General features: G+C 63.4%; 23 protein-coding genes, 2 tRNA genes and 1 pseudogene. 11 read left to right on the plus strand and 15 right to left on the minus strand.

The features are described from left to right. Positions 1-307: 307 nt before the first annotated feature. Positions 308-487: pseudogene (locus tag HUTA_RS15890) on the plus strand (NAD(P)/FAD-dependent oxidoreductase); the annotation flags it as partial. Between the two features lie 45 nt (positions 488-532). Here the strand turns inward: HUTA_RS15890 and HUTA_RS08855 are convergent. The 4 genes from HUTA_RS08855 to HUTA_RS08865 form a co-directional block, all read right to left on the minus strand. Beyond that, the gene (locus HUTA_RS08855) at positions 533-1,816 is read right to left on the minus strand and encodes an NAD(P)/FAD-dependent oxidoreductase (RefSeq protein ID WP_015789556.1); all 1,284 of its coding nucleotides are present in this window, start codon (positions 1,814-1,816) and stop codon (positions 533-535) included. Between the two features lie 277 nt (positions 1,817-2,093). Continuing rightward, the gene (locus HUTA_RS16050; RefSeq protein WP_342626751.1) at positions 2,094-2,546 is read right to left on the minus strand and encodes an ARMT1-like domain-containing protein; all 453 of its coding nucleotides are present in this window, start codon (positions 2,544-2,546) and stop codon (positions 2,094-2,096) included. After that, positions 2,449-3,210 (minus strand): hypothetical protein, encoded by a 762-nt coding sequence (locus HUTA_RS08860; RefSeq protein ID WP_015789557.1) that lies wholly within the window; start codon positions 3,208-3,210, stop codon positions 2,449-2,451. Before HUTA_RS08860 ends, HUTA_RS16050 begins: the two co-directional genes overlap by 98 nt. A 134-nt stretch (positions 3,211-3,344) precedes the next feature. Further along, the gene (locus HUTA_RS08865) at positions 3,345-3,677 is read right to left on the minus strand and encodes an ArsR/SmtB family transcription factor (protein ID WP_015789558.1); all 333 of its coding nucleotides are present in this window, start codon (positions 3,675-3,677) and stop codon (positions 3,345-3,347) included. Between the two features lie 176 nt (positions 3,678-3,853). On the opposite strand from HUTA_RS08865, the gene HUTA_RS08870 reads away from it, so the two are divergent. Next, on the plus strand, positions 3,854-4,252 hold the full coding sequence (locus tag HUTA_RS08870; RefSeq protein WP_143920352.1) for a helix-turn-helix domain-containing protein: 399 nt from the start codon (positions 3,854-3,856) through the stop codon (positions 4,250-4,252). A gap of 34 nt (positions 4,253-4,286) precedes the next feature. Here HUTA_RS08870 and HUTA_RS08875 read toward each other — a convergent pair whose 3' ends face one another. The 6 genes from HUTA_RS08875 to HUTA_RS08900 are packed head-to-tail and all read right to left on the minus strand — an operon-like array spanning position 4,287 to position 9,090. After that, complete coding sequence (locus HUTA_RS08875) at positions 4,287-5,069, minus strand: MBL fold metallo-hydrolase (protein WP_015789560.1); 783 nt, start codon at positions 5,067-5,069, stop codon at positions 4,287-4,289. Then, the gene (locus HUTA_RS08880) at positions 5,066-5,578 is read right to left on the minus strand and encodes a NifB/NifX family molybdenum-iron cluster-binding protein (protein WP_079891699.1); all 513 of its coding nucleotides are present in this window, start codon (positions 5,576-5,578) and stop codon (positions 5,066-5,068) included. Before HUTA_RS08880 ends, HUTA_RS08875 begins: the two co-directional genes overlap by 4 nt. Then, complete coding sequence (gene tsaA, locus HUTA_RS08885; protein ID WP_015789562.1) at positions 5,575-6,063, minus strand: tRNA (N6-threonylcarbamoyladenosine(37)-N6)-methyltransferase TrmO; 489 nt, start codon at positions 6,061-6,063, stop codon at positions 5,575-5,577. The genes HUTA_RS08880 and tsaA overlap by 4 nt, the downstream gene beginning before the upstream one ends. Before the next feature lie 16 nt (positions 6,064-6,079). After that, positions 6,080-6,904 (minus strand): ABC transporter ATP-binding protein, encoded by an 825-nt coding sequence (locus HUTA_RS08890; protein ID WP_015789563.1) that lies wholly within the window; start codon positions 6,902-6,904, stop codon positions 6,080-6,082. Beyond that, entirely contained in the window at positions 6,901-7,953 is a 1,053-nt protein-coding gene (locus tag HUTA_RS08895) for a FecCD family ABC transporter permease (RefSeq protein ID WP_015789564.1), read from the minus strand. Before HUTA_RS08895 ends, HUTA_RS08890 begins: the two co-directional genes overlap by 4 nt. 36 nt (positions 7,954-7,989) lie before the next feature. Then, the gene (locus HUTA_RS08900; RefSeq protein WP_015789565.1) at positions 7,990-9,090 is read right to left on the minus strand and encodes an ABC transporter substrate-binding protein; all 1,101 of its coding nucleotides are present in this window, start codon (positions 9,088-9,090) and stop codon (positions 7,990-7,992) included. A gap of 112 nt (positions 9,091-9,202) precedes the next feature. Between HUTA_RS08900 and HUTA_RS08905 the strand changes: the two genes are divergently transcribed. Beyond that, positions 9,203-10,645 carry a type IV pilin gene (locus HUTA_RS08905; RefSeq protein WP_079891700.1) on the plus strand — a complete coding sequence of 481 codons (1,443 nt, stop codon included), beginning with the start codon at positions 9,203-9,205 and terminating at the stop codon, positions 10,643-10,645. A gap of 621 nt (positions 10,646-11,266) precedes the next feature. Here the strand turns inward: HUTA_RS08905 and ileS are convergent. Next, positions 11,267-14,473 carry an isoleucine--tRNA ligase gene (ileS, locus tag HUTA_RS08910; protein ID WP_015789567.1) on the minus strand — a complete coding sequence of 1,069 codons (3,207 nt, stop codon included), beginning with the start codon at positions 14,471-14,473 and terminating at the stop codon, positions 11,267-11,269. 598 nt (positions 14,474-15,071) lie between these two features. On the opposite strand from ileS, the gene HUTA_RS08915 reads away from it, so the two are divergent. The 5 genes from HUTA_RS08915 (at position 15,072) to HUTA_RS08935 (ending at position 18,894) form a co-directional block, all read left to right on the plus strand. Then, a complete protein-coding gene (locus HUTA_RS08915) occupies positions 15,072-16,061 on the plus strand; it encodes an aldo/keto reductase (RefSeq protein WP_015789568.1) in 990 nt (329 codons plus the stop codon). Positions 16,062-16,143: 82 nt separating this feature from the next. Further along, the gene (locus HUTA_RS08920; RefSeq protein ID WP_015789569.1) at positions 16,144-16,494 is read left to right on the plus strand and encodes a dihydroneopterin aldolase family protein; all 351 of its coding nucleotides are present in this window, start codon (positions 16,144-16,146) and stop codon (positions 16,492-16,494) included. A 219-nt stretch (positions 16,495-16,713) separates the two neighbouring features. Next, positions 16,714-17,283, plus strand: coding sequence for a hypothetical protein (locus tag HUTA_RS08925; protein ID WP_015789570.1), 570 nt, complete (start codon positions 16,714-16,716; stop codon positions 17,281-17,283). 100 nt (positions 17,284-17,383) lie between these two features. Next, a complete protein-coding gene (locus tag HUTA_RS08930; RefSeq protein WP_015789571.1) occupies positions 17,384-18,424 on the plus strand; it encodes a DUF7544 domain-containing protein in 1,041 nt (346 codons plus the stop codon). 59 nt (positions 18,425-18,483) lie between these two features. Further along, positions 18,484-18,894, plus strand: a complete 411-nt coding sequence (locus HUTA_RS08935; protein WP_015789572.1) for a DUF5790 family protein — start codon at positions 18,484-18,486, stop codon at positions 18,892-18,894. A gap of 4 nt (positions 18,895-18,898) precedes the next feature. Here the strand turns inward: HUTA_RS08935 and HUTA_RS08940 are convergent, their stop codons facing one another. Continuing rightward, the gene (locus tag HUTA_RS08940) at positions 18,899-19,627 is read right to left on the minus strand and encodes a creatininase family protein (protein WP_015789573.1); all 729 of its coding nucleotides are present in this window, start codon (positions 19,625-19,627) and stop codon (positions 18,899-18,901) included. Between the two features lie 71 nt (positions 19,628-19,698). Then, positions 19,699-20,208: a DUF192 domain-containing protein gene (locus HUTA_RS08945; protein ID WP_015789574.1), complete on the minus strand. Its 510-nt coding sequence runs from the start codon at positions 20,206-20,208 to the stop codon at positions 19,699-19,701. 131 nt (positions 20,209-20,339) lie between these two features. Between HUTA_RS08945 and HUTA_RS08950 the strand changes: the two genes are divergently transcribed. The 3 genes from HUTA_RS08950 to HUTA_RS08960 all read left to right on the plus strand — a co-directional run bounded on the left by HUTA_RS08950 (position 20,340) and on the right by HUTA_RS08960 (position 22,369). After that, positions 20,340-20,414, plus strand: a tRNA-Val gene (locus tag HUTA_RS08950). A 725-nt stretch (positions 20,415-21,139) separates the two neighbouring features. Further along, positions 21,140-22,240, plus strand: a complete 1,101-nt coding sequence (locus tag HUTA_RS08955; RefSeq protein ID WP_015789575.1) for a DUF373 family protein — start codon at positions 21,140-21,142, stop codon at positions 22,238-22,240. A 53-nt stretch (positions 22,241-22,293) separates the two neighbouring features. After that, a tRNA-Arg gene (locus HUTA_RS08960) sits at positions 22,294-22,369 on the plus strand. An 887-nt stretch (positions 22,370-23,256) separates the two neighbouring features. Here HUTA_RS08960 and HUTA_RS08965 read toward each other — a convergent pair. Continuing rightward, positions 23,257-24,357: an aminopeptidase gene (locus tag HUTA_RS08965; RefSeq protein WP_015789576.1), complete on the minus strand. Its 1,101-nt coding sequence runs from the start codon at positions 24,355-24,357 to the stop codon at positions 23,257-23,259. A gap of 57 nt (positions 24,358-24,414) precedes the next feature. Beyond that, entirely contained in the window at positions 24,415-24,543 is a 129-nt protein-coding gene (locus tag HUTA_RS16000; protein WP_275737548.1) for a DUF7859 family protein, read from the minus strand. Between the last annotated feature and the right edge of the window lie 115 nt (positions 24,544-24,658).

Here is a 24,658-nt window from a genome sequence, read left to right on the forward strand (position 1 = left end):
GTGTCTGTCTCGGTCGAACCGTCTCTTGGTCGGTGGTTCGGCAAGTCACTAATAACTCTGGATCAGATATTAATAAGAATTACTATCTATATTTGATTTTTTGCTAATCTGCCCTTGGTCGCCGACCCGGACTTTGTCGGGAAGTTCCGTAGCGACGTCGAGGGGCCGCACGAGCGTGTATGGCCTACAACGACGGGTGTCTCGGTGGCGTGAAGTCCGGTGGAGAACTAGGTGTTTGACCAACCCGGCCGTCGGTCGTGACGTGGATCTGCAGGTCGACCCCGCCCGACAGACGCGGGCGTTCGCGGTCGGCGGCGACGCCAACGGCCGCGAGCCGATTCTCCACGTTTCGAAACACCAGGCCGCGACTGCCGCCGAGAACGTCCTCGCCCATCGCGACGGGGACGCGCTCGAGACCTACCAGCCCGTCCACCATCACGTCATGTTCTCCGGGCTGGGACGGCTCCCGTTCGTCCGGGTCGGTCACGTCCACGCAGTACCGGCCCGCACTCTTTTCGAAAAAAGACCTGTTTCAGTCGGAAGCGATCGGCGACGCAGCCGTGACGTCCGCGAGCCCGTCGAACGTTGGCGCGAGGAGTTCGCCCGCCCGCCCCTGGACACGTCGACCGCTCGCCGTGAGTTCTTTCAGCGGCTGGAGCACGGAGAGGTCCCCGATCAGGACGCCGCCGACGAGCATGCCGTCCCGGAAGGCCAGCCGTCGCCACTCCGTCTCGCCGTACGTGCGTTCGCGGTAGGTCTCCCCGAGGCCCGGGTGGCCAAAGGAGGCCATCGGGAACGAGAAGTGCGTCACCGTATAGGAGGGGACGAACTCGAAGTGCTCGCCGGCCCCGGCGGGGGCAAGCATGTTCTCGGCCGCGTGTTCGCCCTGTGCGGCGGCGCTGCCCCACGAGCCGTTCTTGACCGGCCGACCGAGCCGTCGGTCGTGGTACTGTGCGACGTCACCCGCCGCGTAGACGTCGGGGTCGTCCGTCTGGAGACGACCGTCGACGAGGACGCCGTCGTCGACCGGTATCGGCGTCCCCTCGAGGAACGCGGTGTTGGACTCGGTTCCGATGGCGACGCCGACGCAGTCGCTGTCGTAGACGTCACCCTCGGAGTCGACCGTCGCGACGACGTGGCCGTCGTCGTCGGTCTCGAAGTGATCGACGGTGGTCTCGAGGACGGGTGTGACCCCGCGTTCGTCGAGGGCGTCGTGGACGATTGCAGCGCCGGTCTCGGACATCGCTCGCGAGAACCACCGGTCCTCGCGGATCAGGTAGCTCGCGTCGACGTCCTGGGCGGCCGCGATCGCGGCGTAGTCGATGCCAAGCAGGCCGCCGCCGACGATCGTCCCGGTCTCGGCGGCCGCCGCCTTCTCCCGAATCCGGCGTGCGTCCTCGATCGTCCAGAACGACGTCACGCCCTCGGCGTCGGCGTTGGGCACGGGCAGCGACCGCGGTGTCCCGCCCGTCGCCACGAGGAGTTTGTCGTAGTGGTAGCGCTCGCCCGCCGCAGTCACGACCGCGTTGTCGTCGGTTTCGATCGTGCTCACGCGTGTATCGAGTTCGAGGTCGATGTCGCGCTCGTCGTACCACGCCTGGTCGTGGATCTGGACTGTCTCCTCGGGGACGGTCCCTTTGGCGTACTCCTTGATGAGGATGCGGTTGTACAGCGGCTCGCTCTCGGCAGTCAGGACGGTGATCGAAGCGTCGTCGGTCTGCTCGGCCAGGACGTCGGCCGCGGAACTCCCGGCGACGCCGTCGCCGATGATGACGTAGCTGTCGTCGCGATCCTCTCGAATGGACTGTGATGTCATGGTGGGTGTGTGGAAGGCGGTGTGATGCGTGCCGGCGGAACCGGCAGTGTTGTTTGGTACATGCATAATTAGGGGTTGTATACACATAAATCTGTGCGTAATAAATAACACGAAGGTTGAGTAGTAATGTATATTGGTGACAGAATATGGCGGATTTGACGACTCTAGTCTACAATAATTCGGATTACACTCGGTGTGTCGGGGCTGTTCGCCACCCGGCCGATACACTGGGCGCGGGCGCAGCAGTATTGTGCTGAAGTGGAAAACAAGCGTGGGATCAGTCCCCGTCGGCGTCGACTGCCGGCGCGCTCGCGCCGATGCTGCCCTCGGGGACGCCGACATCCGCTGTGACGACGTCACATTTCATCATAAACAGGACGTAGATCGGTGCGTCGACGTTCCTGCACAGCTCGTAGTTACCCTGGCCCTTGCTGAGGATGACGTCGGCGGCTTCGAGACCGCGTTGCCGGCGATCGCGAGTCGCAGGGCCGCCGAAAGCGGTCGTCGGCCGCGTCGGTCGCCTGTCGCAGCATGCACGGCCCGTAGTCGAGGTTCGCGTCCATACTGGATGTCTCTCTGGTCGTAAACGATAATACTGACGACCGTCTCGCGATTGCCGCCACCGCTGACGCTCAGATCTCTTTGATCGTCGGAATGAGGCTCGTCCGGGTCTGTTCGGAGACGGATTTGATCTGTTCGAGCTGTTCGGGCGTGAAGGGGACCTCGACATCGTCGGTCTCGATCGCGACCGAGTCCGAGCGCTCGCCGCGCAGGGTGAGTCGACCGTCGTCCATCTCGGTCACGAGCACGGTATCGGAGGCGTCCTCGACGCGGGCGATCTGGTCTTCGAAGGCCGACGTGCTGACGGTAAAGAGGTACGTGTTCTCGTCGTCGCGTTCGATCGTCTCGAGGAACGCCGCGAGACTGTCCTCGCCGTAGGTCGGCGAGAACAGGAAGAGGTTCAGGGCCGTCCCGAAGACGAGTGTCCCGGGTCCGTCACCGTCGACGCGGTCGGTCGCTCGCGAGAGCGCCGCGTCCCAGACGTCCGGTTCGAGCAGGTTCGCCCGGATCGGCCCGTCCGCGTCGTCGTCGATCGCCTCGACCGTCGGTTCGCGGTCGGGGTCGAAGTCGACGAACGTCAGCCGGTCGCCGACGTCGTCGACGTCGAAGTCGTAGAGTTCGGCCATCGTCTCGGCGACGAACGCCTTCCCGGAGTTAGTCAGCAAGAAGACCACGCTCCCGCCCCGATCGAGCCAGGACTCGACGACGGCAAAGCCGGTCAGCGGCTTGCCCGACCCGCCCGGGCCAGAGACAGTCGTCGTCTCGCCGAGGGGTAGTCCCTCGGGTAGCACTTCCCCAAACCAGTCGTGAGCCGGCTCGAACGTCGCTCCCATCAGGTTGGCTAGCCGATAGAGAATCAAAATCCTCTCGGGCGTTGACTCAATCTTGGGACCACTCCGAGAACAGGGACGGCGTGGCCTCCAACAACGGCCACGAACGTGATCGAGCGTCTCGCCGCACGTGACGCTTACTCGGGGACTGCGAGCTGGTCGTCGTGTTCGAGTCGGTCGATCAGTACGTCGCGCATCAGTTCCATGCTCGTCGCGACTCGCTCGTCGCTCAGCGTGTAGTAGCTGTGGACGCCGTCGTTGCGCTTTGTTACCACTCCCTGATCGCGCATCAACTTTAGATGCCGTGAGACGGTTGATTGTGGGATCCCGGTCGCCTCTTGGAGTTCGGTGACTGTTCGTTCGCTGTCGTCCATGAGCAGATCGAGCAGTTTGAGTCGCTTCGCGTTAGAGAATACCGTACAGAGATCCGCTTGCTGCTCGTACAGCGAATCTTCCGTGTGCTCGATCATCGGTGACCCGCCTACGCCCGTGAGACTGATACGTGTTTCTCCCCGCTGAATCGATCGCCGAGCGGTACTTGCCCATCTCTCTGTGACGGCGGTTTGTGCTAGGCTCCGTCTATACTCTTCATATCCGAATATTCGGAAAACCAAATACTAAGTGTGAGAAGGTGATAGTCTCGATGATGGCACAGACATTCCAGGAGATAGTGGTCACCGAGGCGACTGCGGATCGGGCGCTCGAACGCATCTTCGGGCTGAACACATCCGAACAGGCCGTCTATCGGGCGTTGCTCGCAGCGGCGGAGCCACTGAGTGCCGAAGCACTCGCTGCGGAACTGGACTGTGCGCTCGCGACTGCCTACCGGTATCTCGAGACGCTGGAGGAACACAAACTTATCACTGAGGTCACAACCCGGACAGGCACCCAGCAACCGGCTGTCTACGAGGCCGTCGGTCCTGATCGAGTGGCAGAGCGCATGGAGAACTGTCTCGAGCGCGCCTATCAACAGTTCTCGGCGGAAATCGACTCTGTTGTCCTGGCTGATGAAGGCTGTCCGCCCCTGGACTTCCCCACCGTCTGAGGCTTCCGTTCTCCGACGAAATCAGACCGACAGCTTACAGTTCGATTTGTGAGCCGACGCCGATGCGACGGTAGTCCTCGCCGAAGGCGTCTTCGAGTGCTCGCTCGGCCACGTGACCAGTACAGTGCGTCGGCGCGATCCGCTCGATCCGACCGTCGAGCCACTCCACGATAGCTTCGATCGTCTCGGGGTCGGGCGACCGGAGATGAGTCCCACCGACGACCGTCCGGACAGGGTCCTCAAGCACAGCCTCGGCATGGGCGATCGTGTTCCGGAGGCCAGCGTGACAGCAGCCGAGGACGAGACTGATGCCGTCTTCACCCTCGACCGCCAGCGCCTGGTCGTCCCGGACCGGGTCCTCGACGCGCTGGCCGCCCTCGTCGACTCGTTCTCCCGTTCTACTATCGGGGTACTCCCGCGGAATCTCCCCGAGCGCGACGATTCCGTCCGCCACCTCAATTGGGTCTGTGTGGGTGGTGATGTCGGCGTGGGTTTCGAGCCATTCGCGGGTGTAGGGGAGCCCGATCGACTCCTCGCCATGGTATTTCGCCTCGAAGGCGTCGGGGTGGACGTAGATCTCCCTGAGTTCTTCGACGAACGCCGGCAGTCCCTTCGTGTGATCGTAGTGGCCGTGGCTCAGTACCGCCGTCTCGAAGGGGCCGACGCCGAGCTTGCGGGCGTTTGCGGCGGCGATTCCCGACTGTCCGGCATCGAACAGGCGGTCGCCGACCGCCGCCGAGAACCCCCACTCGGCGCGGATCCCCTTCGGCCGCGAGCCGCTGACTCTGTTGTCCGCCAGTATCGTGACGGTGGTCATACGTCGTGGTGGTCGTCTCCGTCGTGGTCGTGATCGCCGTCGCTGTGGCTGTGACCGCCACCGCCGTGTCCGTGCCCGCCGTCCTCGTCATGATGGCCACCGCCTTCGTGGTCACATCCGTCGTCGTCCGGCCCGACCGGTGTCAACTCGCCGTCCCGGAGTGCCTCGATGGCGTCCCCGACCGTTCCGTCGGCGTCACAGTAGACGTCGATCCCCATCGCGTCGAAGCGCTCGGCGGCCTTCCCGCCGAGATTGCCACAGATCAGCGTCTCCGCGCCCGTCTCGGCGACGACGTTCGGCGGGGATTTATCGCCGCCGTGGTGGTGGCTGTCGTTGTCGACGACGTCGACTGTCTCCGCGTCGGGGTCGTACACCGCGAAGGCGGGTGCGCGACCGAAGTGATGGGATACTGATGCGTCGAGACCGTCACCGTCGGTGATCGGCATGCAGATTGTCATGTGTTGTTGGTTCGAATTGCTGGTGTCGCGATGGTTCGTCGTTTGATTCACTGTTCGTCTCCGCCGACCTCCCGCGCCCGTCCATCACGGTCGGCGCTGGGACCCTCGATTCGGCCACCGTGATTCTCGCGGCGGTCGGCCACATGGTCGGGTCGATCGAAGTTGGGCGCGTATGGCTTGATGTCGAGCACCGGCGTCCCGTCGATGGCGTCGAGTCCGTGAACCCGCAATTCCCGACCCTCGCGTTCCAGCAACTCGACGGTAGTCGTCCCGATCGGGCTCGGGCGATTCGGACTCCGGCAGGCGAAGATCCCACGTTCGGTTCCGTAGCGTCGCGGCCCTCGAAGGCTCGGCTCGCCGGATTCGTGGAGGTACCACAGGACAGTGACGTAGTCGTTGTCCTCGATACGGTACAGCCCCTCGGCGTAGTCTTCGTCGATGACGATCGTACTCTCGTGATCGGCCATCTCCTCGGGACCGACAGGTGTCTCGAAATCGTTGCGTACCGTGCCGATCTGTGTCACTTCGAATGTCATGGCCAGGTGATCGGTTTCAGTCGTCGGTCGATGCTGGTTGGCGCTGTCGGGCAGACTGTTCCGCAGTGTGGGTTTTCTCGGCCGGCGCTTCGGGCACGATCAACTGCCGGTCGCGGTGCCCGCGGACGGACGCCTCGACGCCGTAGACCGTCCGGATCGTCTCGGGTGTCAGGACTTCGGGCGGCCCGACGGCGTGGATCTCGCCGTCTGCGAGCAGCGCGATCCGATCGCAGTACCGGGCGGCGAGGTTGAGGTCGTGAATCGCGACGATGCCGGCCACTTCGCTGGCTCGAATGTGCTCGACGACGAGGTCCATCACCTCTAACTGGTGGCGGAGGTCCAGCGCACTCGTCGGCTCGTCCAGCAACGTGACCGACGGATCGCCGACCAGTGCCCGCCCGAGACGGACCTTCTGGCGCTGGCCACCGCTGAGCTCGCTGACCTGGCGATCGGCGAGATTCCCGATGTCGAGCCGATCGAGGACGCTCGCCGTTGCCTCTCGGTCGCGTGCGCTCGGCGACCACCCACCGTGGGGTCGTCGGCCCTGCATCACGGTCTCGAAGACGGTCGCCGGGAACGCACCCGACTCGGCCTGCGGGACGTAACTGCACCGCCGGGCGCGCTCGTCGCTGGTCAGTTTCGCCACTGGATCACCGTCGATCCGTACCGTTCCCGCGTCCGGCTCCAGAATCCCGTTGAGACACTGCAACAGCGTGCTTTTGCCCGAGCCGTTGGGGCCAAGCAGTCCGAGCAGTTCACCCGACTCGACCGAGAGATCAACGGCCGAGAGGACCGGCTCGGCGTCGTAGCTGAACCGCAGGTCTGCGATCGTGAGTGTCACCAGTAGTCCCTCCCCTCGATCACGAGGTAGATGAACAGGGGCGCGCCCAGAAACGAGGTCAGGATCGAGACTGGCAGGACGACCGGCGCGACGATCGTCCGGGCAACGGTGTCGGCGACGACCAGCAGCGTCGCGCCGACCAGCGCCGAGGCCCCGAGCAGATATCGCTCGTTGCCGCCGATCACCATTCGGACGAGGTGCGGGGCGACCAACCCGACGAACCCGATGATACCGACGAAGGAAATGATGGTTGCGGTCACGACCGAGGCCAGCGCCATCCCGCGGATCCGCACCGATTCGACGTCGACGCCCAGGCTGGTCGCGGTTTCGGTCCCGGCGTCGAGAACGTCGTAGTTCCAGGCGTTGCGGAGGAAATAGGCGAACCCGGGCACGACGACGGCGGCCATCAGCCCGACCTGGGGCCAGCTCGCCCGGCCCACGTCGCCGAAGGTCCAGTAGACGATGGTCGCGACCTCGGTGTCGCTGGCGAAGTACTGGATCGTCGTCATCCCGGCGGTGAACAGCGACCCGAGCGCGACGCCGGTCAGGATCATCGTCTCGGGGGTCGCCCGGCGGTAGGTCACCAACAGGAGGATGACGCCGGTCGAGACCATCGCCGCGACAAAGGCCGCGATCGTCGTCAGATAGGGCCCCAAAGAGCCGACTTTGGAGAGGCCATCCGCGCCGGTCCCGATCAGGACGATCGAGGCGGCCGCGCCGAAGGCAGCAGCCTGGGAGATCCCCAGTGTGTACGGCGCACCCAGCGGGTTCCGGAGGACCGTTTGCATCGCCGCGCCCGCGATCGCCAGCCCGCCGCCGGCGACGACCGCCGTGAGCACCCGGGGCACTCGGACGTTCCAGACGATCGAACGCGCGAGATCGCTCTCACCGCCAACCAGGGCACTGCAGACGTCCACGAGTGGGAGCGAGACTGAGCCGATCGCGAGTCCGGCAAGTGACGCGATCACCAGCAACCCCACTGAGACACCGAGAAACCCGAGTCGCCGGGCGGTCGATTCGCGGTGGGCCGCCAGGGCTGGTTCAGTCACGTCAGATCACCGTTCCATCGATCCCGTTGCATCACGTCAGATCACCGTCTCGTAGGCCGGGTACGCTTCGAGCAGCGATTCGTACAGTGGAGCGCCGAGCATCGTCTCGAAGATCGTCTCGACGGTCGATTCGAAATCCACGTCGCCGAAGCGATCCGGGTACAGCGTTTGCCCGACGAAGTAGGCGTTCGCCAGGATCGACCCGTAGTTGTGATGGTAACTCGCGTGGGGGAGGATCGTATAGATCTCGCCATTCACCGCCGCCGAGAGGTCCTGATACGCCGGGTTGGCTTCGAGATCCTCGACGGCGAGCCCGAGATTGTCGGCGGCGACGAACATCCGCGCGGGATCCCATGCCAGCAGTTGCTCCTCGCTCACCTGGACCGAGGCGGCGTCGGTGTCGATCTCGCCGGCGACGTTTTCGACCCCAGCGAACCGAAATGGCGGGAATCGCTTGCGAGTCGTCTCGATCCCGTGGCTCCCCTTGTAACTGATCGCGCCGACGTAGGCCTGCTCGGCCTCGCTGTCGGCCAGATCGGCCGCCCGGTCGGTCAGATCGGCGACCGTCTCTTCGACGAACGTGATCACTGCCTCGGCGCGATCGGCTTTGTCGAGGATCTCGCCGAGGAGCCGCCAGGTGTCGAACATCGTCTCGCGGGCCGCGTTGTCGACGATATCGACGATTTCGAGCCCAACTACTGGCGTCTCGGTCTGCCTCTGTAGCGTCTCGGCTCTCGATGGATCGCCGTAGTAGCAGATCACGTCCGGGTCAACCGCAAGGATCGCTTCCGGGTTACCGCCGGCGTTCGGCCCAGCCGAGCCGATAACTGGCCGCTCCTGGAGGCCCGGATTCGCCAGGTTGTACGGGGCCGACAGCATCGACTCGGTCTCGTCCTCGACGCCAACGACACGATCGGTCGCATCGAGATAGGCGAGTTGCCTGAGTGCGCCCGGGCCGACGCCGACGATATCCTCGACCGTCCCGGGGACGGCCACCGTCCGGCCGTAGCCATCGGTAATCTCGTTTGCGTCAGCCTGCGTGCCAGCGCCCGATGCTCCCAATCCGCCCGTACAGCCTGCCAGCCCCACCAACGAACCGGCACCGATCGTCTGAAGCACGCCTCGTCGTGTCACCATTACCTGTCGAAGCGGTAATCGATGCCGGAATAATACTTTTTCGGATTTGAATAATACTACTGGGGGCTGGCGCTACCCAATTACTTTTTACACTGCTGGGGTAGGTTCCCCCATGGGGTCCGGTGTCTCGGAAACGCCGTCGTCGTCCGATACCGCTCGCGGGCCGCGCCGTCGAGGCGCTGATTTTTGCTCGCGTCGGCCAGATGACCTTCGGGAAGACCGTGCGGTAACGCCCGTCGTATCCAACGTGTTGCTGGTCGCGATCGCGATCATTCTGGGCGTGACCGTCTCCGTATTCGCGCTCGGTCTCGTCGAGCAGTTCGAGCAAGCGCCGCCGACGGCCGTTTTCGAGACCGACTATAGCGCCGACAACGGTATCGTTCTCCAGCACCGGGGTGGTGATGTCCTCACTGTCGACGGACTGTCGGTTCAGTTGGGCGACCGGTCGTACCCGGTGACGGATTACGTATCGAGCCAGCGCCTCAACGCGGGTGCCGACGTCGGCCCGCTGTATCCTGCTGACGCCGCGGAGGCTCGTCTCGTCTGGGAACAAGATAGCTCTTCGTCAATCGTCTATACGGCGACACCACCTCGGGAGGGCACCGTTCCGTCGTATCTCCGCTTCGACACAGCGACCGTCCAGTCCTACGGCAGCGGCCAGGACTACGATGACGAGTTCATCTACACGACGGGCGCGCGAGAAGCAGTCCTGACAAACAATACCTGGAAGCTGGTCGAGTTCGACCACAACGTCACCGAGCAGACCGTGCTGGAATTCGACTTCCGGTCGAGCACCGAGGGCGAGATCCACGGGATCGGGCTCGAAACCGGTACATCGATCTCCGACGACCGGATCTTCAAGCTGTTCGGAAACCAGTCCTGGGGTATCGAGTACGACGAGGTGGACTACGCGACGACGGACGGGTGGGTTCACTACGAGATCCCCGTCGGCCAACTCTACGGGCCGTCCCAGTACGGGCAAGCCGACTATCTCGCGCTCGTCAACGACATTGACGACACGGACATCGCGACCGACTCGCAGTTCCGGAACATCCGGGCCTACGACGCCCCCGACCTCGGTTCGTCGATCCAGTTCGAATTCAGCGTCAACGGCACCACCACGACCGAACCCGTGCAGAGTTACGGGTCCCAGGACAAGGACTTCGGCGTCACCACGACCGACGGCAACGCTACGATGCGACTCTCGAACAACACGTGGGCCTCCGTCCCGATCAACAATACCGTCACCGCGGACACCGTCCTCTCTGTGGAGTTCAACGCCACGAACAAAGGAGAAATCCAGGGCATCGGCCTCGAAACCGGCGATTCAGAGGCTGAATCGCGGTTCGTGCGCTTCTACGGAAATCAGTCGTGGGCGCAAGCGGCTACCCCGTATTACTCGGATGGCGACGGCTGGGTCACCTACGAGATCGACGCTTCCTCACTCGTGTCTGCCGGCACGGATGTCTCCCATCTCGTGTTCGTCAACGACGACGATAGCGACGCCAGCGGCGTCTCCCGCTTCCGGAACGTCACGATCGACGAGGATCCCTGACCACCTTTTTCTCCTCGGGTTGTGCTCACTCCGTTCGCACACCACTCGTCGAAAAAGCTGGACCAAAAAGGCGGAGTCTCGCGTCTTCGCCGCTCGACTCCGTTGAAACGCGGCCATAGTACTTCACACATGAGTTGAATATTGGAGAGTGGGAAGCCCACGCCCGCTCGGTTCGGGGGACTCGCTGCGCTCCTCACTCACTGCGTTCGCTGCGGTGCTTACTTCGTCCACCGTCCCCGAGCGGGCGTCCCCTTCCATTCCCACCCGTTTCGGCCGCTCAGTGGGGCGGTTCGGGTGGGACTGAAAGGGGCGGCTCGCTGGAGGAAGGCGGCCGACGCAAGCACTGGACCGAGCGAAGCGAGGGAAGCGCACAGCGAGGCCCCCGACTCCAGCGAGCCGGGGCTTTCAATTTCCCAATTCAATTCAATCGTTCTCTGTTTCACTAAGGCCGCGTATGCTTCTCAGCCGTCGGAATCAGACTTCTTCGATCGCGATTTCCGCTTCGATACCTTCGATCCCGCCACCACCTTTTTCTCCTCGGGTTGTGCTCACTCCGTTCGCACACCACTCGTCGAAAAACGTGGGCGAAAAACTGTTCGCTCGTCCCTCGCGAGCAGCAACTCAGACTTCCTCGACCGCGATCTCGGCTGCGACACCCTCGATCTCCCAGGTCTTGCGGTGGCCATCTCCAACCGATCCGAACGCATCGGCCCTGACCTCTTCGGCGATCAGGTCCTCACGTTCTTCGACTAGTTCGGCCACGCGATCGTCCGCGATATCGTACTCGACGGTAATCCGAGCGTCCATCGCCAGGTCGAGATCTTTCCGCATCTCCTGGACGCGCCGGACGACCTCGCGGGCGTAGCCCTCGCTCTCGATGTCCTCGGTCAGCGTGGTATCGACGTAGACGACCCCGCCCCCATCCAGGGCCTCGAACTCCGTACTCGCGACGCCGTCGGGCGTGTTGCGGACGAACTCGACCATTTCCGCCGTGAGATCGACGCCCCGACCCAACTCGCTCGCGACGGCCGATTCGAGGGCCTCGATCGAGGGCTTGGCGACGCTGGCGTCGTTGAGCGCGTTCATGATGGCTCCCGCTTCGTCACCGAAGGCCGGGCCGAGTTTGCTCATGTCAGCCTCGGCACTGTAGGTGAGTTCGCCCCACGCCTCGTCGGGGGCGACGACTTCGATTTCGCGGGCGTTCAGGCGGTCGGCCAGCAGTTCGGCCTGCAACTCTATCGAGCCGCCGACCTCCTGGTCGTCGACGTCGACGACGACGCGCTTGACCGGCCAGCGGAGTTTCCGCTCGGCCTGCTGGCGGGCGTTCGAGCCCGCCTCCTCGACCGCCCGGACGACGCTGATCTCGTTTTCGAGGCTGACATCCCGCAACGTGTCGTCGGGTTCCGGCCAGTCGCACATGTGGACCGTGTCGTAGCCGGCGTCGCCGGTCAGGTACTGGTAGATTTCATCGGCGATGAATGGGGTAAAGGGCGCCAGGAGTGCGACGGTCTCCTCCAGGACACGATAGAGCGTCGCGTAGGCGGCCGTCTTCGAGCCGTCCTCGCCCTCTGCCCAGACGCGATCGCGGACCGCCTGGACGTAAAAGCGGGAGACGTCCTCGACGACGAAGTCCATCAGCCCCTGGATGGCCCGATCCTGGCGGCGATCCTCGAAGTGTTCGCCCATCTCGCTTTCGACGGTCTGGAGCCGGGAGAGCACCCACTCGTCGATCTGTTCGAGTTCGACGTCCTCGACGGTGGTTTCATCGGGCGAGAAGTCGTCCATCCGCATGTACGGCAGCGGGAACCGGAAGACGTTCCAGAGGATGTTGAGGTTGCGCTGCATCGAGTCCATCCCGTCCCAGGAGAAGCGCATGTCCTCGCCCTGGGGGTTCTGGGAGAGCAGGAACGCCCGCATCGGGTCCGCGCCGCCCTCGGCGATGGCCTCCTGTGGCTCGACGGTGATGCCCTTGGATTTGGACATCCCGCGACCGTCGGGCATCATCGCGTAGCCGTGCATCAACACCTCGTCGTATGGGATCTCGCCGACTGCCGCGGTCCCCATGCCGAGTTGGGACCAGAACCACCCGCGAGTCTGGTCGTGGGCCTCCATGATGAGGTCTGCCGGCCATAGCTCCTCGAAGTCCTCAGTCTGTTCGGGATAGTCCAGCGTCCCCCAGGAGGCAACTGAGGAGTCGAGCCAGACGTCGAAGACGTCCGGCACGCGCTCGTAGGTCCGGCCGTCTTCGGTGATCGTCAGGTCGTCGACGGTGCCCTTGTGGAGGTCGACAGCATCGGGCTCGATATCCTGATCGACGCGCTCGGCGAGTTCTTCGCGGTCGCCGATCACGATGGCGTCGTCCATGGAGCCATCCCAGTCCTCCGCAGTCCAGATCGGGATCGGGATCCCCCAGTAGCGCTGCCGGGAGACGTTCCAGTCGGGTGCCTCCTCGACGAAGTCCTGGAAGCGATTGTCCCGCGCCCAGTCGGGGTGCCACTCGCTGTCCGCGATGTTGTCCAGCATCTCGTCCTTGATGTCCGTCACCGTGATGAACCACTGGTCGGTGACGATCTGGATGATCCCCGTGTCACACCGCCAGCAGTGCCCGTAACTGTGGTGGGTGGTGTCCCGCGAGAGGAGGTTGCCGTTCGCGTCGAGGTCGTCCATGATCGCCGCGTCGGCGTCCTTGACGAATTCACCGGCGTATTTGCCAGCGGTGTCATCGTAGACGCCGTCGCCACCGACGGGACAGAACACGTCCAGCCCCAACTCCTGGCCGCGCTCGAAGTCCTCCTCACCGTGGCCCGGCGCGGAGTGGACCAGCCCGGTCCGGTCGGCCTCGACGTAGTCGGCGGTGTAGACCTGCAGGGCGTCCTTGCCTTCGGGCGCGTCGGGGACTTCCTCGCGAAGCGGGTGCTCGTATTCCCAGCCGACCATCTCCTCGCCAGTCGCCTCGTCGACGATCTCGTAGTCGTCGTACCGACCCTTCGAGAGGACGTCCTCGATGCAGGACTCGGCGATCCAGAGTACTTCAGTCTCGCCGTCTTTGGTCGCTTCGACGCCCTGGTAGGTCAAGTCCTCCTCGACCGCGACGAAGGTGTTGGCGGGGATCGTCCAGGGCGTCGTCGTCCAGATGACGAGGCTGCCTTCCCGATCCGTCAGGGAGAACTTCACGTAGATGGATGGGTCAGAAACGTCCTCGTACTCGACCTCGTTGTTGGCGATGGCAGTCTCACACCGGGGACATTGGGAGATCGAGCGTTTGCCCTGTTCGACCAGTCCCTTCTCGTGGGCCTGCTCGAAACCCCACCAGGCGGCCTCCATGTACTCGGGGCTGAGCGTCTTGTAGGGATCGTCCCAGTCCATCCAGACGCCGAAGGACTTGAAGTCTTCCTGGAGCCCCTCCAGTTGCTGCTCGGCGAAGTCCTTACACTCGTCGATGAAGTTTTCCTCGCCGAATTCCTGGATATCCTTCTTGTTCTCGAAGCCGAGTTTCTCCTCGACTTTCGTCTCGATCGGCAGGCCGTGCATGTCATAGCCCGGCCGGTCGGTGACGTCGTAGCCCTGCATGCGGAGATACCGAATGTAGGCGTCCTTCAGCGTCTTGTTCCAGGTCGTCCCCATGTGGGCCGCCCCGGAGGTGTAGGGGGGCCCGTCGACGAAGAAGAAGTCCTCGCCGTCGGCGCGGTGGTCCTTGGTCTGCTCGTAGGCGTCGACGGCGTCCCAGTGGGCGAACACCCGCTCGCGGACGCTGTCGGGGTCGTACTGGTCTGCCACCTCGCCGAAGCGCTCGTACGTCGGCGGATCGCGATCCTCAACGTCTGTCATACTTCTTCACTCCATCGCCGGGATTAAAGGCAAATCGATCCCGTCATGGGGAACGTTCACGTTGGGATTGCTTCTTGGGATGTAGGCTGCGTTGGAAGCGCGGTTGTAAACAGCAAGAAAGCCCCCGCTCGCTCGACTGTCCGGGACTCGCTGCGGTCCTCGGCTTATCGCCTGCGGTCCTTGGCTTCGTCCGGGCCAGGTCGAGCGAGCGGCCCCTTTCAGTCCCACCCTTGTCGGCTGTGTCACAATCGAAGCGGGTGGGACTGAAAGGGGCTGCGCGTTCCGGGAAGGCGGGCGAAGTAAGTAGCGAGGGACCGCAGGTCCCTCGGACCATGCGAATAGCGTGGGAGCAAGCTCCCACGGACAGTGCGAGCGGGCCGCAGGCTGGAAGCCGAGGACCGCAGCGAGCGCGTGGCCGAGCAGAGCGAGGCCACGTATACTCGAGCGGCGACCCACGGGAGCCGTGAGAGCCCCTCGACTGGAACGCGCAGGGGCTTTCGAGCTGTAGACGACGGAATAGCACTATTCAGCCGTCATGGGCGAATCTGGTCACCGCTCAACCCCCGGATTTTTCGCGCCGGGGTTCGACAGTCGACGCATGGAGTACCGAACTCTCGGATCGACCGACGTCGACGTTTCGGCGGTCGGTCTCGGCACGTGGAACGTCGGTCCTGTCTGGAACGACGTCAGCGACGAACAGGCCAAAGAAGCCATCCGCACGGCACTCGAGGCGGGCGTCAACCTGATCGACACCGCCGAGGTCTACGGCGGCGGGCGCGCCGAGCGACTCATCGGGGAGGTGCTCGAGGAACGCGGCCGCGAGGGGGTCTTCGTCCCGACGAAGGCCGCCCCGGACGAGGACGGCGGCCACTCCGAAGACGGCCTCCGTGAGTCCATCGCCGGCTCGAAAGAGCGGCTGGGCGTCGAGACGCTCGATCTCGTGCAGTTGCACTGCCCCGAGACACAGGCCTTCTACAACCCAGACACCTTCGAGACGCTGGAAGACCTCCGTGCGGAGGGTGAGATCGACCACGCGGGCGTCAGCGTCGAGAAGGTCGAGGAGGCGACGAAGGCCATCGAGTACGACGTCGTCGAGACGGTCCAGATCATCTTCAACCCGTTCCGACACCGCCCCGCAGAGCGGTTCTTCGAGCGCGCGGCTGCAGCGGACGTCGGCATCATCGTCCGCGTCCCGCTGGCCTCCGGGCTGCTCGCCGACGCCTTCGACGGCATCGAGGACTTCGACGAAGGCGACCACCGCAAGAGCGCCGCCGAGGGCGGCGTCGATGCCGGGATCGGTCGCGCCGGCGGGGAGACGTTCGCCGGCGTGCCCTTCGAGGCCGGCCTCGACGCCGTGGATGACCTGCGGCCGTACGTCCCCGAGGAGATGTCGATGGCGCAGTTCACCCTCCGGTGGATCCTCGACTTTGACGCCGTCTCGACGGTCATCCCCGGTTCGACGTCGCCCGCGCACGTCGAGGCCAACGCCGCCGCGGCCGACCTTCCCGAACTCTCCCACGAGACTCACGGCGCGGTCCGGGACATCTACGAGGCACACCTCTACGACCACGTTCACCATCGGTGGTGAGGCCGTCGTTCCGTCGTGCAGGGAAACCAGCTGACCAGCGTCGTCGGCCAACGTTTTAGCCGCCGCCGACCCCAGCAAGGATATGGAACCGACCGACGCCCACCGGGCGACGTTCGAACTCGGGATCAAGTTCGGCGCGCTCTACCACCAGTTCGCCGGGACGCCGATCAGCCCCGCGAGCGCCGCCGAGCTCGCGAGTGCCATCGAGAGCGCGATCGAGAATCAGCCACACTGCGAAGAGGTGTCCGTCGGGATGAAGACCGAAGCCATCGAGACGGCGGTCGACCCGGACGTTGGTTACACAGAGTTCACCGGCGAGTTCGCCGACGTGGAGATTCTCGTGGACTACGAGGGACTGGAGGCGAGGGGTGTCATGGAGATGGACGACGGCTACCCCCGGATGCGACTGGTCGGGATCGACGATACGGCGTGATGGCCTTCTGACGGCCGTTCCGTGTATAATACCCTCTCGAATCTGTTTTCAGGTGTGGTTGAAACGACCGGGACGGGAGTTGCGTGCAGCGAACGACTACGGCTTCGTCCGTCAATACTGACTGCTGAAAACTATTTCATAGCTAGCCCACAGTCGACTCACGCCCATTGCAATCGACCCGACCAAAGACTATTTGGGCCTAATGGTCATTGAAACACTATGAACCGCCGACAGGCGCTTGCGGCTATTACCACGAGCACACTGTCGCTGGCCGGCTGTCTCGCAAGCCAGACGACCGGGCCGGCAGGTGCGGCGGGCACGGCAACCCCACCGCCACCCCCTGCTGATCTTCCGCCAGCCAACACGGGCCTGCGTGGTGATTTCGACCCGGAAACAACGTACCGGGAGATCGAGGTGGGCAGTCGGGACGGCGTTGATGAGGACTATGTCCCCCACGAACTCCTCATCTGGAATGCGACCGCCGGCCAGCGGACTGTCAATCTCCGGATTCTCGACCGGGTGGCAGAGGAATCAGTCCACCGAGAAGCGTATACGATACCGGCAGCGGAAGCACTCAGAACCACGCTGTTGGAGCCATCGCAATACTTTGTCCAGCTTTGGGGCCCCGCCATCGACACCGAGACGCTGCTGGTGCCATGTATCATCTTCGACTGCAACTACAGCACCACCAGCATCAGTCTCTACGAGGACGGGCATGTTGGATCGGTCGTCTCCTCGACACTGGCCGGCTGTCCGTCGTATGACTGCGACGCTCCTATCCCTGAGTAGATCGGGTCGCCTGTTTTCGGAGAGTACGCAACGCCGTGTTGCGTGGTTTCTGACTCTCTCGACGGCCTAGAGCTAAGTCACGTGAGGGCGGAATCCACCTATGGCCCTCGCAGCGATCGACCGCATCGACGACGCCGTCGACATGACCCGCTCGTTTCTCTTCCCGTTCGACGGTGGGCGGTGGCTCCGTCTCGCCGTCATCACTTTCTTCTTGGTCGGCGGCAGCGGCGGTGGGAGCGTCTTCTCGACGACAGGTAACGTTCCCGCAAGTACGGGCTCGACTACTGGCGGATCGATCCCGGAATTCAGCGTCGAGCTCCCCGAGTTCACGGCGACTGCGGTCGCTGTCGCCCTCGGTGTCATCGCAGTACTCGTCCTTCTCGGGCTGATCGTCGGCGCGATCGGCGCGATCGTGGAGTTCGTCTTCGTCGAGTCGCTGTCGAGCAACGAGGTCAACATTCGGGCGTACTTCGGCCGCTATCTCGGTCGCGGACTCCGGCTGTTCGCCTTCCGGCTCGTCCTCGGAGCCGTCACGTTCGCAATTTTCGGCGGGGCGTTCTTGCTACTGTTCGGTGACGTGATCGCGGCACTGTTCGCGGGCGAAGCCGTCTCGCCGTCGATCGCCCGGATCGTCGCTGGCGTCCTTCTCTTGTTCCTGCTTGGCCTCGTCGTCGGGATTCCAGTCGCACTGGCCAACGGCTTCACCACCGAGTTCGTCGTCCCGATCATGCTCCGTGAAGATCGTGGCGTGCTCGCGGCCTGGCGGCGCTTCTGGCCGACGCTCACCGAGCAGTGGACCGAGTATGGCGCGTACGTGTTGGTCGCCTTCGGCCTCCACATTGTCACCGGAATCGCCGGGAGTATCGTTCTGGGGCTCGTCGCTGTCGCGTTATTGGTTCCGTTCGCTATCGTCGCCGTGCTGGTCGGTGTCGGTGTATTGCAGGGCGGGGTGCTCACGGCCGCGTCGATCGCGGTCCTGGCCGGCTTGCTGATTGCATACCTGTTGGTGGTCTTCGTGGCAGCGGCCGTGATCTACGTCCCGATCCGGGTGTTCCACCGCCAGTTTGCGCTGCTGGTGCTCGGGGACACCAACGCCGAGTTCGATGTCCTCGCCGACCGTCGCCCCTCGGGCGCTGATTGAGGGAATATCACCCCGAATTTCGGGCAATCTTTTAACCGAGAGCGTGTGAAGTGGTGGCTATGAGTCAATCGACGCTCGATGACGACGATCTCTTCGGCGAGGCAGCCAATGAAATGCGCAGCGATGTCGAGGAACATCTCGAAGCGGCTCGGGACGAACTTCCGGATCCCGACGCGATCTGGGATGTCGAGGCCGACAACACGCTTGGCGTCCTCAACGCCCTCCGGTCGGAGCTGGACCCGGGTGAAGCTGAGACCCACCTTCGGGACGCCAAGAAGTGGTACACGATGGGTGAGCGGGCCGATGCCTTCGACGATGCCGGCGATCTGGAGGACGAAATCGACGCTGTCGAGGGGGTCATCACCGATCTCTCGGCCGCTCGCGAGCAGGTGAGCGACCTGGCGGGCACCGTTCCCGAGATCCGAAGCGCACTGGAATCCGCAGACGAGGAGAGCGAAAGCGACGAATAGGGACTTACGCCTTCGGGCGGTCGCGCTCGGCCACGTCTTCGAGCAGTGTTACCAGCTCGTCCCGGGCCGAACGGAGGAGTTTCTCGCCGCGTTCGGCGTCCGCCACAGTCGGATCGCCGACGACGCCGTTGGGCGCGAATTCCTCGACATCGTAGGCGAGATTCACGCCGCCCGTCCACTCGCCCCAGCGCTCGGCGGCTTCCTCGCGGGCTGTTTCCATCTTTTCTTCATCAATGAGATCGGGCGCGACTTCTTCGAGTACGCTGGTCTCCATCGGCCCGGCGTGTCCCATCGAGATGTCCCCGGGATCGACCGCTTCGAACCAGGTGAACGGGACTGCGTAGGCGTCGTCGTGGCGGGAAATCCGGGCACAGACTTCCCGGAGTGGGTTGACGTTGCCGCCGTGGCCGTTGACGATCACGACGCGGTCCCAGCCGTGGTGGGCGAGACTGGCGACGGTCTCGCGGACGGTCGCCCGGAAGGTGTCCTCGCTGACCCACAGCGAGCCGGGGAAGGCACGGTGTTCCTCGCTGACGCCGACGGTGATCGGTGGGGCAACGACGGCGTCTCCGGGATAGGCCTCGACCCCTGCGTCGGCGACGGCCTCGGCAATGATGGCATCGGTTCCGAGGGGTGCGTGCGGGCCGTGTTGTTCGGTGCTTCCGACCGGGAGGATGGCGAGATCTGTCTCGATGGCTTCCGCCTGGGCCCAGGTCGATTCGGCAAGGCGCATGCTCCTATGGCGCGTGCGCTACGTGAAATTCGCTTCGGGTGCGAAGCGAGACCCAGTAAGTCCAATCGATCTCACGGGCGGACCGATTCGGGGATCGAGACGTGATCTCCAGTTTCGATGCCAGTTTCATTGGTCCAGCCGAACGGTACTTCGAGCACGTACTGGCCCTCTCCCCAGTATTGTTGCTGTGGGTCGCTGGGATCTGCTGGCAACTCGGCGTGATGGATCGTCGTGATCGTCCCGTTGGTATCGATGAAGACGATGTCGATCGGGAACGCCATGTTTCGCATTACGTAGGGATAGGTGCCGGATTCGGCGTGGACGAACAGCATCCCCTCACCGTCCGAAAGGGACTCGGTCCGGCTCAGACCGATATAGCGTTCGCGGTCGGTATCGGCGACCCGAACGTCGACGGTTGCGAGTTCGGTGCCGTTCTCGTCGCTGATCGAGATCGTCGGCTCCTCGTAGGACAACGGCGATAGAATGGGGGCAAGCGGGCTCGTGGGGCCAGTGAGCGAAAGCACTGTCGCCAGAGCAAGCAGCACGACGACGAGTACGTCGACGAGTCGACTGTAGTCCACGTCCCACTGGACGGGCGCGAGGTGTGAAAGCGTTTGGATTAGAATCTGACACTCGTTCTGAACTGCGCGGTGACGCCTTCTCTTTGCCCCTTCGTAAGGGTTATTTCGCCGTACACAGTTCCTTCGGATGCGGGTCCGTGGTCTAGGTTGGTTATGACGTGGCCTTTACAAGGCCGAGGTCGGTGGTTCAAATCCGCCCGGACCCATTCTGCGACGAACGGACGTGAGGAGCGAATGGCATGGCGGTTTGAGCCCAGAGGACGAGCGAAGTGAAGTCCTCGTGGTTCAAATCCGCCCGGACCCACTTCTGACGGCGACTGCGACGAGTGAAACGAGGAGCCAGCGCCGTTTGTGTGGTTACAAGGATTTGAAAGAGAGAACACGCAGCGCGAACGTAGTGAGCGACCGTGTTCGCGTGGTTCAAATCCGCCCGGACCCATTTTGCGGCGAACAATTCGTGAGCCGCAAATGCGGTGATACGGATTTGAAGTAGACCACGAGCGAGTGAAACGAGCGACGTGGGCGTGGTTCAAATCCGCCCGGACCCACTGAGTTTTCGCGGCGCTCATTTACGAGCGCCGGGTATGCGAGGCGGCCGGCGGATTAGAAGCAGACGAGTCGCGCGCAGCGAGAGCGAGACGTGACCGGAGGGAGCGTCTCGAAATGGCGAGCGGTGTAACCGCGAGCGAAGCGAGCACGTCTCGGCGTGGTTCAAATCCGCTGAGAGAGCACAGCTCTCTCAAGCCGTGCTTCACGTTGTTCGGCACGACGCCGAGAGAGCGGAGCTCTCTCGAGCCCTCGTTCACTCCGTTCACGAGGACGCCCGGACCCACCGCTGACGGTGACCGCACCATCGAGTCACCACGAAATTTCAGAGTTCCGTGTCCCGCACCCAGAAAAGTGTTATACGGCCGTCGCGTACGGTCGGTAGATGCTGCTGGTCCTGTGCGTGGATCTCGACGACGACATCGGCCGGAAGACCGGCATCGAAACGCCGGTCGTGGGTCGCGACGCCGTCGAGAGCGCCGCAGTCGAGTTCGCGACGGCCGATCCAGAGGACAGTGACCTCAACGTGTTGTTCGAGGGGATCCACCTCTACGACGAACTCGATCGCGCCGGCGAGTCCGTCGAAGTCGCTGCTGTGACCGGGATCGAGGGCAGTGACGTCGCTGCCAATCGGGCCGTCGGTGTGGAGATCGACACCGTCCTCGCGGGATTGACGACCGGCGAGGACGTCCGTGCGGTCATCGTCACCGATGGCGCACAGGACGAAAGCGTCGTGCCCGTGATCCGTTCGCGGGTCGACATCGACGGCGTCCGTCGGGTCGTCGTCCGCCAGGCCCAGGATCTGGAATCGATGTACTACACCATCAAACAGGTGCTCAACGACCCCGAGACTCGGGGGACGATCCTGGTCCCGCTCGGGATCCTGTTGCTCATCTATCCGCTCGCCGTCATCGCGAACTTCCTCGGCATGCCCGGCGACGTGTTCGGGCTTGCGTCGGGGTTGCTCGGCATCTACATCCTCTCGCGGGGACTCGGACTCGGGGACGCCGTCGACGGCGTCGTCGATCGAGCTCGATCCGGGCTGTACGCTGGCCGGGTGACGATTGTCACCTACGTGGTTGCCGGGGTGTTGCTGGCGATCGGTGGCGCGAGCGGGTTGGAGATGCTCGACACCGTCCGCGGCGGGCTGGAATCTGCGACGCTGGGTGCGACTCAGGCTGTGGCCGCGGTGCTCGCGGGGGCGATCCACTGGCTCGCCGCCGCCGGGATCACTAGCAGCCTCGGCCAGGTGACCGACGAATATCTTGCCGGACGATTCCGGTGGCGATATCTCAACGCCCCGTTCTACATTCTCGCCATCGCCGGTGTCATCCACGCCGTCAGTCTGTACGTCCTCGGCCGGGTCTCCCTTTCGTATCTCGCGGCGATGCTCACCGCCGGGACGCTGTTGGGACTGTTCAGCACGCTCGCGTTCGCCATTGCCGAGGATCGCCTCGAGAGCGCCGAGTCCCAGGCTAGCGCGTGAGTCCGTCGTCAATCCGGGTTCTTTTTGTCATCCTTCCCGTCATACCCTCACGGGGGCACGTAGCTCAGTCCGGACAGAGCGTCGGACTTCTAATCCGACGGTTCGTGGGTTCGAATCCCACCGTGCCCGTCCATCTTTTTACTTCGTCGGGTTCGCTCGCTCCGCTCGCGAACCGCTCCTCGCAAAAAGCTGGGCCAAAAACGACCCGAGCGGTCGCTTCGCTCCCGCTCGGTGAACCGGCTCGCTTCGCTCGCCGGATGCGCTACCGCTCCGATCATACGCTTGGCAGACGGTTTCATTGTTCGCGCTCGTTCGCTGGCCCCGCTGCTGGCCGTGCGTTCTCTACAGAGATTGTCCGTGTCCCCATTCGACACCAGTGATCTCGGACAGTTGGCGTTCGTGTGGCATCGCTGTGTCTGTCGGTGAACCCTGGCTTTGTCTGGGAACTATTCGTCATATTTTTCCGGACCTGAATACTCGCTCCGTTTTCCATATTTGAGAATGGAAGTTACATTTACATATGTGCCGTTCATCTACCCGTCTGGGTCAGGACATGACCCCGTCACTGGCTCCACCCACCAAGCCTCGATAACTTGCGGAAGGTTTCCGTTTCATCATGGCTTCTCGCCATGGTGAATTCGAACGATGCTCTCGTTCGATGCCACACATTGCTCCATCCGGACCTCCCCCGGTCCGGTATTCTCCCATCCCGAACAACGGAGGTACTAATCCGCGTTGTGAGGCCGCAAGAATAGCGGATTTCGTGTTTGGTTTCGATCGCCTGACTGAACTCCAGTGGGCTGCCGATCCGTTATTCCTCGAAGACGAACGTCCCGTCTTCCTGAACCACTTCACCGTCGACTTCGATGAATGAGTCCTCGCTCATGTCGACGATCATGTCGACCGACCTTTTTCTTCGTCGGGTTTCCTCGGGTAGCGGCGCTACCCTGCGGGAACCTCTCCTCGAAAATGCTCGACTAAAAAAACCGAACGCTCACTCCGTTCGCGTTCGGCAATTATCCCTTGAAGCCGTCTTCGAACACGAACGTCCCGTCTTCCTGAACCACTTCACCGTCGACTTCGATGAATGAGTCCTCGCTCATGTCGACGATCATGTCGACGTGTTGGGCCGACTCGTTTTGCTCGTTGCCAACGCCGACGTTGTCCTCGTAGGCGCGGCCGACGGCCATGTGGACGGTGTCGCCCATCTTCTCGTCGAAGAGCATGTTGTAGGTGAAGCGGTCGATATCGCGGTTCATCCCGATCCCGAGTTCGCCCAGGCGGCGGGCTCCCTCGTCGGTGTCGAGAATGCTCGTCAGCAGCTCCTCGTTCTTCGAGGCGCTGTGCTCGACGACTTCGCCGTCTTCGAAGACGAGTCGTGCGTCGGTAATCTCCCGCCCACGGCGATAGACGGGCTTGTCGAAGAGGACGTCACCTTCGACGCTGTCGGGGATCGGGGCGGTGAACACCTCGCCGCCGGGGAGGTTGTGCGTGTCCGTGTCGTTGATGACGTGGTTGCCGTCGACGGACATGGTGACGTCGGTGGTGTCGCCGCTCGCGATCCTGACCTCGCTGGCGTCCTCGAGGATCTCGACCAACTGAGCCTGGAACTCGCGTTGTTCGTCCCAGTCTTTGAGGATCGCATCGTAGACGAAGTTCTCGTAGGCTTCGGTGCTCATCTCGGCGAGTTGGGCGTCGGCGGGCGTGGGATGCTGGGTGAGCGTCCAGCGGTCGGTCAGCCGCTCGTTGAGAATCGGCTGGTGGGCCTTCTCGTAATCGGAGTTGACCTCGGGAGCGACGTCCTCCAGTTCGGTGACGTTTACGTGAGAGCGAATGACGGCGTGACAGTCGGCCGCCTCGACCAGGGCCTGTTCGTGGGCCGGTGTCTCGAAGTCGACGTCGGCGGCGTCGGCCGCCTGGAGATAGCTTCGGATGGCCCGTCCGCTTCGATTGGTACGCATCGAAACGGGGTGTGCGCCGCGATCACCGGCGATCTCGTAGAGTGCAACAACCAAATCCTCGGCGGCGGGCTCGCTCTTGATGAGCAGGTTGTCGCCCTCGCTCAGATCGAGCGCGTCGGCGACCAGCTGTGCGTGTTCGCGGATGCGTGGGTCCATGACGGCAGGGACTTCTCGACCGCCGGCCAAACCAGTTTCGTCCCGTGGCTGGGCCGGTTACCCACCGCGCTTGCCTTCACGCATGCCCTGGCTGAAGCCGGTCGCGATCCGGCGGACGAACAGGTAGACGAAGAAGACGAACGCGAGGACGACGACGACGATGCCGACGAGAACCGGGTCAACCATGACTCGCGGTTTCATCTCGGCGATAATAGATGTTTCGTCGTTTGTTGTCATGTGATCGTCGTCGGCACGCCGTTCGATCCCCTGGGTTTGCGGTCGCACCGCCCGACGGCGCGAT

Source organism: Halorhabdus utahensis DSM 12940 (assembly GCF_000023945.1).
GTDB classification, from domain to species: Archaea; Halobacteriota; Halobacteria; order Halobacteriales; family Haloarculaceae; genus Halorhabdus; species Halorhabdus utahensis.

Coding starts and splice junctions, on each gene's coding strand:
- HUTA_RS08935 (WP_015789572.1), top strand. CDS start 18,484: ATGAGTCAATCGACGCTCGATGACGACGATCTCTTCGGCGAGGCAGCC.
- HUTA_RS08920 (WP_015789569.1), top strand. CDS start 16,144: ATGGAACCGACCGACGCCCACCGGGCGACGTTCGAACTCGGGATCAAG.
- HUTA_RS08900 (WP_015789565.1), bottom strand. CDS start 9,090: ATGGTGACACGACGAGGCGTGCTTCAGACGATCGGTGCCGGTTCGTTG.
- HUTA_RS08860 (WP_015789557.1), bottom strand. CDS start 3,210: ATGGGAGCGACGTTCGAGCCGGCTCACGACTGGTTTGGGGAAGTGCTA.
- HUTA_RS08870 (WP_143920352.1), top strand. CDS start 3,854: ATGGCACAGACATTCCAGGAGATAGTGGTCACCGAGGCGACTGCGGAT.
- HUTA_RS16000 (WP_275737548.1), bottom strand. CDS start 24,543: ATGGTTGACCCGGTTCTCGTCGGCATCGTCGTCGTCGTCCTCGCGTTC.
- HUTA_RS08955 (WP_015789575.1), top strand. CDS start 21,140: ATGCTGCTGGTCCTGTGCGTGGATCTCGACGACGACATCGGCCGGAAG.
- HUTA_RS08915 (WP_015789568.1), top strand. CDS start 15,072: ATGGAGTACCGAACTCTCGGATCGACCGACGTCGACGTTTCGGCGGTC.
- HUTA_RS16050 (WP_342626751.1), bottom strand. CDS start 2,546: ATGTCGAGGTCCCCTTCACGCCCGAACAGCTCGAACAGATCAAATCCG.
- HUTA_RS08865 (WP_015789558.1), bottom strand. CDS start 3,677: ATGATCGAGCACACGGAAGATTCGCTGTACGAGCAGCAAGCGGATCTC.
- HUTA_RS08940 (WP_015789573.1), bottom strand. CDS start 19,627: ATGCGCCTTGCCGAATCGACCTGGGCCCAGGCGGAAGCCATCGAGACA.
- HUTA_RS08855 (WP_015789556.1), bottom strand. CDS start 1,816: ATGACATCACAGTCCATTCGAGAGGATCGCGACGACAGCTACGTCATC.
- tsaA (WP_015789562.1), bottom strand. CDS start 6,063: ATGACATTCGAAGTGACACAGATCGGCACGGTACGCAACGATTTCGAG.
- ileS (WP_015789567.1), bottom strand. CDS start 14,473: ATGACAGACGTTGAGGATCGCGATCCGCCGACGTACGAGCGCTTCGGC.
- HUTA_RS08965 (WP_015789576.1), bottom strand. CDS start 24,357: ATGGACCCACGCATCCGCGAACACGCACAGCTGGTCGCCGACGCGCTC.
- HUTA_RS08875 (WP_015789560.1), bottom strand. CDS start 5,069: ATGACCACCGTCACGATACTGGCGGACAACAGAGTCAGCGGCTCGCGG.
- HUTA_RS08925 (WP_015789570.1), top strand. CDS start 16,714: ATGAACCGCCGACAGGCGCTTGCGGCTATTACCACGAGCACACTGTCG.
- HUTA_RS08930 (WP_015789571.1), top strand. CDS start 17,384: ATGGCCCTCGCAGCGATCGACCGCATCGACGACGCCGTCGACATGACC.
- HUTA_RS08905 (WP_079891700.1), top strand. CDS start 9,203: ATGGGGTCCGGTGTCTCGGAAACGCCGTCGTCGTCCGATACCGCTCGC.